Genomic DNA, 12,459 nt, shown 5'->3' on the forward strand with positions numbered 1-12,459 from the left:
AATGTCTTCCAGCTCACATTCCGCATTGAATCTCGCCGTCATCGGCGGCGACGGCATCGGCCCGGAAGTTACCGCAGAAGCCCTGAAAGTCATGCGAGCGGCCTCCGCTGCCGAGGGCGACGCCGAGATCACCGCCACCGAATACCCGCTGGGCGCAGCCCACTGGCTCGAGACCGGTGAAACCCTCAACGACGAGACTATCGAACGGCTCCGCGGCCACGACGCCATCCTCTTCGGCGCTGTCGGCGCGGCCCCCGACGACACCCGCATCCCCTCCGGGATCCTGGAGCGCGACGTGCTGCTGAAGCTGCGGTTCACCTTCGACCACGGCGTCAACATCCGCCCCGCCGTCCTCTACCCTGGGGTGCGTTCTCCGCTGGCCGAGCCGGGGACCATCGACTTCGTCGTCTTCCGCGAAGGCACCGAAGGCCTCTACGTAGGCAACGGCGGTGTGGTGCGTCAGGGGACTGAACAGGAAATCGCCACCGAGTCGTCCGTCAACACCGCCTACGGCGTGGAGCGGGTCGTGAGGGCCGCCTTTGAGTTTGCCGCCACCCGGGAACGCAAACACGTCACCCTGGTGCACAAGCACAACGTGCTGCTGTTCGCGGGCCGGCTCTGGAACCGGATCGTCCACCAGGTGGCCGCCGAGTTCCCGCAGGTCACCCACGACTACCTGCACGTAGACGCAGCGACCATCTTCATGACCACCGATCCGGGGCGCTTCGATGTGATCGTCACTGACAATATGTTCGGCGACATCATCACCGACCTCGCCGCCGCCGTCACCGGGGGCATCGGCATGGCCGCCTCGGGCAACATCAACATTCACGGCACCGCGCCGTCGATGTTCGAGCCCGTTCACGGCTCCGCACCCGATATTGCCGGTCAGCAGAAGGCCGATCCCACCGCCGCGATCCTCTCCGGAGCGTTGCTGCTGGAACGCTACGGCCGTCCCGGCGCTGCTGCACGCATTCACCGCGCGGTGTGGGATGACGTCGCCGCCCACGCAGCCGGTCCCTCGGCGCGCAGCACCGCGCAGGTCGGAGACGACATCGCCGCCGCCCTGGCGTAGGCGCACCCACTCGCACCGTATCGGCCAGTTCGACCACGACTGACCCTGATGAGGAAAGGCACATCGTGACCATCGACTTCGAGATCCAGGCCCATCCGTCCCCGCTGGGAGACGAGGCCCGTCACGAGATTCTCAGCAACCCCGGATTCGGGGACCACTTCACGGATCACATGGTGACGATTGACTGGACGGCGGACCTGGACGCCCAAGCCGCGGCCGTCGCCTCCGGGGACTTCCTCAACATTCAGGGTCACTGGCACAACGCCCGGCTCGAGCCCTTCGGGCCGATCAGCATGTCCCCGGCCTCGGCCGTGTTGCACTACGGTCAGGAGATCTTCGAGGGGCTCAAAGCCTACCGGCATGCGGATGGCTCCATCTGGACGTTCCGCCCCGAGGCCAACGCCGCCCGACTGAACCGTTCCGCCCGTCGTCTGGCGCTGCCGCAGCTGCCCGAAGAGGCGTTCCTGGAAGCCATCAGACTGCTGGTCGCCCACGACCACCAGTGGGTTCCCGACGGCGACGGCGAGTCCTTGTACTTGCGCCCGTTCATGATCGCCACGGAAGAATTCCTGGGGGTGCGGCCCTCGCGCACCGTGTCCTTCCGGGTGATCGCTTCGCCCGCCGGTAACTACTTCGGCGGCGAGCTGAAGCCGGTCTCCATCTGGGTCTCCCGCGACTACGCCCGTGCCGGGGTCGGCGGCACCGGGGTCGCCAAGTGCGGTGGCAACTACGCCGCCTCACTGGCACCCCAGCTGGAAGCGGCCGCCCGCGGCCACGCCCAGGTGCTGTTCCTGGACCCGTTGCATGACAACTCGATCGAGGAACTCGGCGGGATGAACGTGTTCTTCGTTTTCGCCGACGGACGCCTGGTCACCCCGGAACTCACCGGCACCATCCTGGAGGGCGTCACGCGTTCCTCGGTACTGCAGATCGCCCGCGATCACGGCCACACCGTGGAAGAACGCCGTATCACCCTCGACGAGTGGAAAACCGGGGTCGCCTCCGGTGAGATCACCGAGGTATTCGCCTGCGGCACCGCAGCCGTCATCACCCCCATCGGTGCGGTGCAGGATGGCGAGGAGATCATCGAATCACCCGCCGGGGATCACGCCGCCACCCTCAAAATCCGCAAGGAACTTCTTGACCTGCAGACCGGTCGCGGTGAAGACCGCCACCAGTGGATGCACCGCCTCGTCTGACTCCTCAAACCCCACCCGAAAGGCACAGATATGCGGATAGCCCGCTTCGTGGCCCAAGACCAGCCCGCCTACGGCGTCGTCGAAAATGATGACTCCAAGGCCGTGGAGGACCTCACCCTCACCGTGCTCCAGGGAGACCCGTTCTATCAGGGCGTGCAACCGACCAACCAGACCCATACGGTCGGCGACGTGCGTCTGGTGGCTCCCATCATTCCACGCTCCAAGATCGTGGGTATCGGACGCAACTGGGCCGACCACGCCCAGGAACTCGGCAACGAGGTCCCGGCCCGTCCTTTGATGTTTCTTAAGCCCAACACCTCGGTGGTCGGACACGGCGATCCGGTCACCCTGCCCAGCTGGTCCGAGGAAATATCCTACGAAGCCGAGCTCGCCGTCGTCATCGGCACTATCTGCAAGGATGTACCGCGCGAACGCGTCAAGGACGTCATCTTCGGCTATACCGTGGCGAACGATCTTACGGCCCGCGACGCCCAGCGTAACGACAATCAGTGGGCGCGTGCCAAAGGTTTCGACGGTTCCTGCCCGCTGGGACCCTGGATCGAGACCGAACTCGACACCGATGATGTGCGCATCACCTCCCACGTCGACGGCGAACTGCGTCAGGACGGCACCACCGCCGACATGATTTTCGACGTCGCCGAGCTGGTGGCCACCGTGTCCGAAGCCTTCACCCTGCTGCCCGGTGACGTCATTCTCACCGGTACCCCCGCCGGGGTAGGCATCGTCGACGCCGGTGCTCGCATCGAGGTCGCGGTGGAAGGCATCGGCTCACTGGCCACGGTACTGCGACGCTAGCCTCGCGGGGACTAGACTGACAGCATCATGAGTCAGAATTCACGCCCCATCCCTGCCGATATCCCCGCCGTCCCGGCCGATGCCGACGTGCGCGTCCGCTTCTGCCCCTCGCCCACGGGCACCCCGCACGTCGGGTTGATCCGCACCGCCTTGTTCAACTGGGGCTGGGCACGCCACACCGGCGGCAAGATGATCTTCCGCATCGAAGACACCGACGCCAAGCGCGACTCCGAGCAGTCCTACCTACAGCTGCTCGACGCGCTGCGCTGGCTCGGCATCGACTGGGATGAAGGCGTCGAGGTCGGCGGACCGCACGAGCCGTATCGTCAGTCCCAGCGCGCCGGGATCTACCAGGATGTGATCTCCAAGCTGCGCGAAGCCGGCTACATCTACGAGTCCTTCTCCACCCCGGAAGAAGTCGAAGCCCGCCACCGTGCCGCCGATCGTGATCCGAAACTGGGGTACGACAACTTCGACCGCGACCTCACCGACGACCAGCGCGCCGCCTACCGCGCCGAGGGCCGCGAGCCGGTCTTGCGTCTGCGGATGCCCGACGAGGACATCACCTTCACTGACACCGTCCGCGGCGAGATCACCTTCAAAGCCGGCTCCGTTCCGGACTTCGTGGTGGTCCGCGCCGATGGCTCCCCGCTCTACACCCTGGTCAACCCGGTCGATGACGCGCTGATGGAGATCACCCACGTGCTGCGCGGCGAAGACCTGCTCTCGTCCACCCCGCGTCAGATTGCGCTCTATCGCGCCCTACACGCCGTCGGAGTGGCCCGCTACATGCCCGAATTTGGACACTTGCCCTACGTGATGGGACAGGGGAACAAGAAACTCTCCAAACGTGATCCGGAATCGAACCTGTTCCTGCACCGCGAGAAGGGATTCATCCCCGAGGGCCTGATCAATTACCTGGCGCTGTTGGGTTGGTCACTCTCGGCGGACGAGGATATCTTCACTCGCGAGCAGTTCATCGAGAACTTCGATATCCACGACGTGCTGGCCAATCCGGCCCGGTTCGACGAGAAGAAGGCCACCGCCATCAACTCGACTCACATTCGCCTGCTCGACGGCGACGACTTCCGCCAGCGGCTCGTGCCGTACCTGCACGATGCCGGGCTCATTGCCGACCCGATCACCGACGACGAACAGCGCATCCTCACTGCCGCTGCCCCTCTGGTCCAGGAACGCGTTCACCTCTTGGGGGAGGGCGCTGAGATGCTGGCCTTCCTGTTCCGCGATGATGCCGAGATCGAGACGGAGCAGGGTGCGCTCAAGGGCATGCCCGCGAACCTGCAGGAAGCGCTGACCGCCGCCACCGAGGCATTGGCCGGACTCGAGGACTGGACCATCGAGGGCATTGAATCCGCGCTGCGCACAGCCCTGATCGAGGGCCTGGAGCTCAAACCTCGCCAGGCTTTCGGACCGGTGCGCACCGCCGTCTCCGGGCGCAAAGTCTCGCCGCCGCTCTTCGAATCACTCGAGATTCTGGGCAAGGAATCAACCTTGGCCCGCCTCCAGCGTTTCGCCCAGGAGCAGGCCGACGCCGCCGCGGCGACCGCCTGAACGCCGTAGCATCATGATTCGCGGTGTGCTGTTCGACATCGACGACACCTTGATCGATCTTGCTTCCGCGCAGACGGTCACCTTTCAGGAGACGATAGCGCGGCAGACAGGCCAGGATCTGATGTCGTTCGACCCGGCCACGCTGGCCGAGGCCACCCGGTACTTCGCCCGCGACCTCGACGGTCACTACGACCGCTACGTCGCCGGTGAACTGGATTTCCTCGGTCAGCGCCTGGCCCGCGTGCGAGGCGCCATGGACGTGCTCGGACGAAATACCGCTCCGGATGAGCAGTTGTGGGGTGAGACCTACGAACGCAACGTACGGGCTCGCTGGGCGCTCTTCGAGGATGTCGCACCGACCCTGACATGGCTCGACGAGCACGGGGTGCCCTATGGGGCGGTGTCCAATAACGTGGAGCATTATCAGCGGGGAAAACTGGCCGAGGTGGGGCTGTCGTGGGACATTGTCGTTGGGACCGATACCGCTGGTGCTCCCAAACCCGACCCGGCCCCCTTCCTGGAAGGATGCCGGCTGCTGAACTGTGCACCCAACGACGTGATGATGGTAGGGGACAATCCCATTGCCGACGGGCAGGGTGCACGCGAGGCCGGGCTCACCTCGGTGTTGGTCGAGCGGCCCCAACCAAAATCGCTGCGTGCAGCCGCCTCCGTCAGCGCCGTCAGCGCGACCGCAGCAGGCGATCGACTGGACTATGCAACCGCGCCACCAGGCGTGCACCGGATCACTGATCTGCGCGAAATTCGGTGTTTTGTCATCGGCGCCGAGACTCGTGTATAGTCTTTACCTGTTGCCGGAGCGATCCGGACAGCCCTTGGGGTATGGTGTAATTGGCAACACAACGGTTTCTGGTACCGTCATTCTAGGTTCGAGTCCTGGTACCCCAGCGAAACTCCAATTTGGAGGATCATCCCGACAAGTGATAAGCTTGCGGGGTTGCTTGATCGGACTTCAGTCCGACAAGACCACTGGCCCCATCGTATAGCGGCCTAGTACGCCGCCCTCTCACGGCGGTAACGCGGGTTCGAATCCCGCTGGGGTCACAGTGAGAACGAGGCTCCGGGTTCATCCCGGAGCCTCGTTTGTTTTGTGCGATAGAACAGATGAGGTTGTGACGATCTTCAACGGCTCCTTTATACTCGTGGTGGCGTTGAGACACTTCTCACTTGCAGTTTTATCCTGCCGGACGCCCCAGCTCATCACTCTCTGACACATTGAGGCCACCCATGCCCAACCTCGCACTCGGATTCCTCGCTCCTGCCGTCTCCCTGACACTGATCGCCGGTCTTGGCCTTCCCGCCGTGGTCTCCTCCGATCCGCCGACGCAGACCACCCCGGCATCGACCACAACGTCGGAGGAAACGGAAGCGGTCACCCCCACCGGACAAGACGAGGAATCGATCTCCTTCACGGAGGTCGACCCCGAGGCGCTGCCACTGGACGCGCAACCTCAGTCTCCAGTATCGGCATCGGCTCCTCCTGAGGCTGTCGAATCTGTAGAATCCTCGGAACCCGCCGAGTCCAGCGCGGAAGCTTCACCGGAGACGTCCGAGCCTGCGGAAGACGCCGCGTCCACAGATGCGGAGGCCACGGGTGAGCCGAGCACCGAAGTGCCCAGCGAGGTCACGGAAGATCAGTCCGCAGCCGAGCCGCAGGCACTCTCGGCTCCGGCGCCTGCCCCGGTCGACGAGCGCGACGCCGCCGATCAGGAACTGGCCGAAACGGCGCTGCCTGACGAAGAAGAGCTACTCGCAGCGCTCACCGCTCCGACCGAAACCATTGATTTCATGGCGGCCGGGCTCACCTGGAACGCCTCCACCACTGAGAATGTGGTGGAAGCCTCTGTCCGCGTGCGCGAAGGTGACCAATGGTCGGACTGGAACGAGCTAGAGATCCACCCCATCGACCGCGAATCTGGGGTCACCGTCACCAAGCAGGGCACGGAGCCACTGATCACCAATGGAGCCAATGCCATCCAGGCGCGCGTGCTCACGGAAAGCGGTGACGTCCCCGGCGGTTTGGAAGTCACCGTCATTGACCCGGGGGAGTCCCCGACCGATGGTGAACTGGCTCCGGCCTCACCAGCGTTGGAAGAAGAGCCAGTGGAAGCCGAGCTCAGTTCTTCCGTGGCGTCAGCAACCACAGCGGCGGACGCATCTGCCTCGATCCGTTTGGCCAGTTCCATCACGCCGGCAGAATCCGGAATGACACGGGCCATCCAGGCCTCGTCCAATGCGAATGTGCTCAAGCCAGCGATCGTGACGCGCAGCCAGTGGGGTGCTAACGAATCGTGGGCGGTTGATAGCGCTCAGTCACCGAAGCTGGATGCGATGTACATCCATCACACCGCGGGCACCAACAACTACTCTGCAGCCCAGGCCTACCAGCAGATTCGCGCCATTTACTCGTATCACGCGCGGACCCTGAACTGGGGCGACATCGGCTATCAGTTCTTGGTGGACCGATACGGCACCATCTATGAAGGACGTCGCGGTGCCCTGACCTCCTTGCCGGTCGGCGCCCAGGCCGGCGGATTCAACACGAATACCATCGGCATTTCTGCCATGGGCAACTTCGATGTGGCGCAGCCTCCTGCAGCCATGGTTGAGGCCCTGCAGAAGGTGCTGGCCTGGCAGGGCTATCGGCACGGTCTGAAAGCGAATTCCAACACGCAGCTGACGTCGCGTGCGACGCCGGGGTCCTCAGCCAAGTACCCTAGCGGAACCAAGGTGACGGTGCCTGTGATTCTTGGCCACCGCGACACCAACTCGACGGCGTGTCCAGGGCGCTACCTGTACCCGAAGCTTTCCTCCATGCGCACTAATGTCGCCAACCGCATCGCCGCCGCCGAGCGCGAGCATGGCCCGGGTGATGCCGTGCACGAGCAAATGTGGCTACGCTCAACGCAGGGTGTCAAAAACGGTACTGGTGTTGGCGCTTCAACTTTGGGGTGGATCGGTCGCGGTGAGATCGTGACTCGGATCGGCACTAATGGGTCCTGGTCTCGGGTTCAGACTCCCATCGGAACCGGTTGGCTGCCCACGAAGCAATTGTCCCAGTGGCAAGTCACATTGGGTGCTGTTATGGAGACCCGGTACACCAAGCGCAGCACCACCATGCGAGTGGGTGCGAATAGCAAATTCGCCTTCAGAGCCACGGTACCGGACCAAGCACGCGTCGAAGTACTCAGCCGCTTCGGAGCATGGTCATACGTCACGACGGATGCAGGTACCGGCTGGATTGCCACTTCGCACCTCCATGTCGCTCGCTGGGCATCCGCCACGGTGATGATCAAGCGCTCTCCCAGCTCCTCGGCAGCATCTATCGGCCGGATTGGTCGAGCCGAGGCGGTCGGAGTTCGCGGAACTTCAGGAAGTTGGTCGGAAGTGATCACACCGATTGGCCGGGGATGGATGCCGACCTCGCAGGTCACGGCCTCCAAAGTGTCCCCAGGATCGGTGATTTCAACCACGACAACGAACCGTCGGACCACGCTTAAGGTCGGCGCTCACAGCTCTTTCGGCGATCGTGCGGTCCTGGCGAACGGCGCACGAATCCAGGTACATGCGCGTGTGCCGTACTGGTCTTATGTGACGACCTCGGTCGGCACGGGGTGGGTCGCAACAACTCATCTGAAATAGGTTCGGCACCCAGTGACACAACGTGTGGGAGATCTCGGCGAGCATGCGGTTCTCGAGGCGATTCAGCGGATTATCGAGGCCGCCGAGCGTCCCTGGCCCGAAGGCACGATAGGCCCTGGAGATGACGCAGCCGTACTTCCGGTAAAGAGTGGTCGGGTCGTCGTCAGTACTGACGCGATGAGCCTTGATCGTGATTTTCGCCTGGTCTGGCCGAGCGGTGTTCGCGACAATGGCTTCTCCACAGGGTGGAAGGCAGCGGCCCAGAACCTGTCCGATATCAATGCAATGGGTGGGACCAGCACCGCGCTCTTCATGGCCCTTACGATGCCTCCAGAAACAAAGATCCAGTGGGTCGAAAATCTGGCACGTGGGATGCTGACGGCGATCCGAGTACTTCACGGTCCCGGATGCCGGTTGGCAGGCGGTGATCTTGGATCAGGATCCGATCTTACGATGGCTGTCACAGTCATGGGGGAGACGGGAACCCGCGACCCCATACTTCGTCGCAGCACGAATATGCTCCGAAACCCAGAAGAAGCCGTGCTCATCCACACAGGCCATGTCGGATGGGCCGCCGCTGGCTTGTGCGTTCTAGAGACGCCACGGAAAGACCTGGAACACATTCTTCGTCAGAGTCCTCATCCGAGGCATCTGGTTCGGTTGATGGTTCGTGCAGTCCGAGCGCAAATGCGGCCGAGGCCGCCGCTGACCCAAGGGCCAGCGGTACATGGCGCAGTCGACTGCATGATGGATGTTTCCGATGGACTCACGCGCGACAGCCATAAGCTGGCCCAGGCCAACGGATTTCGCGCATTCTTGGATGAATCTTGGGTGAGCGCACGTTCGGCTGAGTTACGGCCTATCGCCGAGGCTGTTGGCGCTAGCGCTGAAGAGTGGGTCAAGGAAGGCGGCGAAGACTATGGCTTGCTCGGGGCGATACCCCACGATGCTCCAGTGCCCAGCGGGTGGTCACGCTGTGGCACCCTTCGGGCTCTTCGCGCGGATGACGTGGAAGCCAACGTAGTCGCTGGCGACACGGGGGGTTGGGATCATTTTTCCGAGTAACCTGGCCGACCCGCAAGCGGGTCAGCCATTCTCGATGGAGCGCACCATTTCCGTCAGGCGATGAGCCGCGCGTAGCACTGTTGCTGAATGATGCCGGCCAGGGGAGCGTGTCAGGCGCTCGATCGGTCCGGAGATCGACACTGCTGCAATGACTTTGTTGTTGGTTCCTCGCACCGGTGCGGAAACAGAACCGACACCCGTCTCGCGCTCACCCATGGACTGTGCCCAGCCCCGTCGGCGCACGCCCGCCAAAGTGGCCGGGGTGAAGATCGCCTGATCTAGGCCCTCGAGCAGACGTTCTTGGTCCTCCCAGGCCAGGAGCACCTGAGCGGCGGAGCCGGCTTTCATGGAGAAGCGAGTCCCGACCGGAATCGAATCTCGCAGCCCCACTGGTCGTTCAGCGCTCGCGACGCAGACTCTCGTGTCGGCATGGCGACGGAACAACTGAGCAGATTCTCCAGTGCTGTCTCTCAGCCAGGCAAGAACCGGCACGGCCGCGGCCGTCATCCTGTCCTCGCCGACTGCTGAAGCCAACTCGGTGAGGCGGCCACCGAGAACGTAGTGCGATTGGTAGTCCCGGCTGATGAGACGATGGTGAATGAGGGCAGCTGCAAGGCGATGCAGCGTGGGTCGTGCAATCCCCGTCGACTCGACCAACTGCGCCAGCGATGCCGGGCCGCGCTCCAGAGCGTGCAGGATCATCATTGACTTATCGACGACGCCGACGCCCGACGGGGAGTATGTGGGATCGACGGCTTCGTTTTCACGAGGGATGTGTGAGATCGGGGGTCGAGAGCTACTGTGTTCCACTATTCGATAGTATCATCTCAATATATGAGATAAATTGGTGACTGTTTTGCCCCCTTGTTCTCGCGGTGCGATTGTAGTGAGCATCAGGGCCCGGCCAGAAGGGGGACGGGTGGTTACTGGTATCGGAAGGCAGGCGAGATCGCCATGAGTGATCAGCAATCGGAATACGGAACGACCATCACGACGTCGGACCGCCCGCGTACACTCGCAGAAAAGGTGTGGGACGACCACGTTGTCGTTCGTGGTGAGCGCAACGGCGACGTCCAGACGCCTGACCTGCTATACATTGACCTGCACCTGATTCACGAGGTGACCTCACCGCAGGCCTTCGAAGGGTTGCGGCTGGCGGGCCGTCAGGTGCGTCGCCGTGACCTCACCATCGGCACCGAGGACCACAACACTCCAACGATGGACATCAACAAGCTCATCGCGGATCCCACCTCGCGTAAGCAGGTGGACGCGCTGCGCACGAACGCCGAAGAATTCAACATCCGCTTGCACTCCCTGGGCGACCGTGAGCAGGGCATCGTGCACGTCGTAGGCCCACAGCTTGGTCTCACTCAGCCTGGCATGACGGTGGTCTGCGGTGACTCGCATACCTCGACCCATGGTGCCTTCGGTGCTTTGGCTTTCGGTATCGGCACCTCTGAGGTGGAGCATGTGATGGCCACCCAAACTTTGCCGTTGAAGCCGTTCAAGACCATGGCCATCAACGTGGAAGGGACGCTGAAGGAAGGCGTCACCTCCAAGGACATCATTCTGGCTGTCATTGCCAAGATCGGCACCGGTGGCGGTCAGGGCTATGTGCTCGAGTACCGCGGATCCGCTATTCGCTCCCTGTCCATGGAAGCTCGGATGACGATCTGCAACATGTCGATCGAGGCAGGTGCTCGCGCTGGCATGATCGCTCCTGACGAGATCACCTTTGACTACGTTCAGGGCCGTCCGCATGCCCCTGAGGGCCAGGACTGGGACGATGCTGTGAATTACTGGCGTACCTTGAAGACGGATGAGGGCGCCACCTTCGATCAGGAAGTCTTCCTGAACGCTGATGACCTCGAGCCGTTCGTGACCTGGGGGACTAACCCCGGCCAGGGTGTCTCCCTCTCGGCTAACGTGCCGGACCCGGCATCCTTCGAAGATCCGAATGAACGGGCCGCTGCCGAGCGCGCACTGCAGTACATGGATCTCACCGCAGGTACACCGATGAAAGAGATTCCTGTTGACACGGTGTTCTTGGGCTCGTGCACGAACTCTCGTATCGAGGATCTGCGACAGGCTGCAGCCATTCTCGAAGGACAGACGAAGGCCGAAAATGTCCGCATGATGGTTGTCCCGGGATCGCATCGCGTGCGCATGCAGGCTGAGGAAGAAGGTCTGGACAGGATTTTCAAAGAATTTGGTGCCGACTGGCGATTCGCTGGTTGCTCGATGTGCTTGGGTATGAACCCGGACCAGCTCGCGCCAGGGGAGCGGTGCGCATCAACATCGAACCGCAATTTCGAAGGGCGACAGGGCAAGGGCGGTCGCACTCACTTGGTGTCTCCCGTTGTTGCCGCCGCAACGGCGATCCGGGGAACGCTGTCATCACCGTCCGACCTCACATCGGATGCCGCAGTACTGCAGGACGCTTGAGGAGCTGAGAAAGAGTCATGGAAAAGATCAGCACACACACCGGTATCGGCGTTCCACTGAAGCAGTCCAACGTGGACACGGACCAGATCATCCCAGCTGTCTACTTGAAGCGGATCACCAAGACCGGATTCGATGATGCCCTGTTCGCAGGTTGGCGGAAGAACCCGGACTTCATCCTCAACCAGGAGCCCTATAGTCGAGGGTCGGTTCTGGTGGCAGGACCGGACTTCGGCACCGGATCTTCCCGTGAGCACGCGGTGTGGGCACTGCGTGACTACGGCTTCAAGGTCGTGATTGCCGCACGTTTCGCCGACATCTTCTACGGAAATGCGGGCAAGCAGGGACTGGTGGCCGCGCAGGTTGACCAGGGCGACATCGAGCTCATTTGGAAGGAGCTCGAAAACAATCCGGGCACCGAAATTACGGTGGACCTTGAGCACCGCCTGGTCGAGTGTGGATCCATCTCTACGACCTTCACTATCGACGATTACACGCGTTGGCGGCTCATGGAAGGCCTCGATGACATCAGCCTGACGCTGCGTGACGAAGAGCGAATTCGAGAATACGAAGCACGCCGTCCGGCGTTCAAACCCACGACACTCCCGGCACGCACGGCGGACTAATTCT

At 62.7% G+C, this 12,459-nt stretch carries 10 protein-coding genes and 2 tRNA genes; 11 read left to right on the top strand and 1 reads right to left on the bottom strand.

Features of this window, described 5'->3' with window-relative positions:
• The first annotated feature begins 1 nt into the window (after position 1).
• The 9 genes from P8192_RS06405 (at position 2) to P8192_RS14520 (ending at position 9,387) form a co-directional block, all read left to right on the top strand.
• A complete protein-coding gene (locus P8192_RS06405; RefSeq protein ID WP_270105554.1) occupies positions 2-1,075 on the top strand; it encodes a 3-isopropylmalate dehydrogenase in 1,074 nt (357 codons plus the stop codon).
• 62 nt (positions 1,076-1,137) lie between these two features.
• Entirely contained in the window at positions 1,138-2,274 is a 1,137-nt protein-coding gene (locus P8192_RS06410; RefSeq protein ID WP_431521167.1) for a branched-chain amino acid aminotransferase, read from the top strand.
• A 30-nt stretch (positions 2,275-2,304) separates the two neighbouring features.
• A complete protein-coding gene (locus P8192_RS06415) occupies positions 2,305-3,090 on the top strand; it encodes a fumarylacetoacetate hydrolase family protein (protein ID WP_278159444.1) in 786 nt (261 codons plus the stop codon).
• A gap of 27 nt (positions 3,091-3,117) precedes the next feature.
• Positions 3,118-4,662, top strand: a complete 1,545-nt coding sequence (gene gltX, locus P8192_RS06420; protein ID WP_278159445.1) for a glutamate--tRNA ligase — start codon at positions 3,118-3,120, stop codon at positions 4,660-4,662.
• A gap of 13 nt (positions 4,663-4,675) precedes the next feature.
• Positions 4,676-5,461, top strand: coding sequence for an HAD family hydrolase (locus P8192_RS06425; protein WP_278159446.1), 786 nt, complete (start codon positions 4,676-4,678; stop codon positions 5,459-5,461).
• Positions 5,462-5,496: 35 nt separating this feature from the next.
• A tRNA-Gln gene (locus tag P8192_RS06430) sits at positions 5,497-5,568 on the top strand.
• 83 nt (positions 5,569-5,651) lie between these two features.
• A tRNA-Glu gene (locus P8192_RS06435) sits at positions 5,652-5,724 on the top strand.
• A gap of 183 nt (positions 5,725-5,907) precedes the next feature.
• Entirely contained in the window at positions 5,908-8,322 is a 2,415-nt protein-coding gene (locus P8192_RS06440) for an N-acetylmuramoyl-L-alanine amidase (protein ID WP_278159447.1), read from the top strand.
• 24 nt (positions 8,323-8,346) lie between these two features.
• Positions 8,347-9,387, top strand: a complete 1,041-nt coding sequence (locus P8192_RS14520; protein WP_431521151.1) for a thiamine-phosphate kinase — start codon at positions 8,347-8,349, stop codon at positions 9,385-9,387.
• Positions 9,388-9,408: 21 nt separating this feature from the next.
• Here the strand turns inward: P8192_RS14520 and P8192_RS06445 are convergent, their stop codons facing one another.
• A complete protein-coding gene (locus P8192_RS06445; protein WP_270105549.1) occupies positions 9,409-10,092 on the bottom strand; it encodes an IclR family transcriptional regulator in 684 nt (227 codons plus the stop codon).
• A 249-nt stretch (positions 10,093-10,341) separates the two neighbouring features.
• Between P8192_RS06445 and leuC the strand changes: the two genes are divergently transcribed.
• Both leuC and leuD read left to right on the top strand, forming a co-directional pair.
• Positions 10,342-11,832: a 3-isopropylmalate dehydratase large subunit gene (gene leuC / locus P8192_RS06450; protein WP_278159450.1), complete on the top strand. Its 1,491-nt coding sequence runs from the start codon at positions 10,342-10,344 to the stop codon at positions 11,830-11,832.
• A gap of 17 nt (positions 11,833-11,849) precedes the next feature.
• Complete coding sequence (leuD, locus tag P8192_RS06455; protein WP_270105547.1) at positions 11,850-12,455, top strand: 3-isopropylmalate dehydratase small subunit; 606 nt, start codon at positions 11,850-11,852, stop codon at positions 12,453-12,455.
• Positions 12,456-12,459 lie beyond the last annotated feature (4 nt).

It is taken from the genome of Citricoccus muralis (assembly GCF_029637705.1).
Taxonomy (GTDB): domain Bacteria; phylum Actinomycetota; class Actinomycetes; order Actinomycetales; family Micrococcaceae; genus CmP2.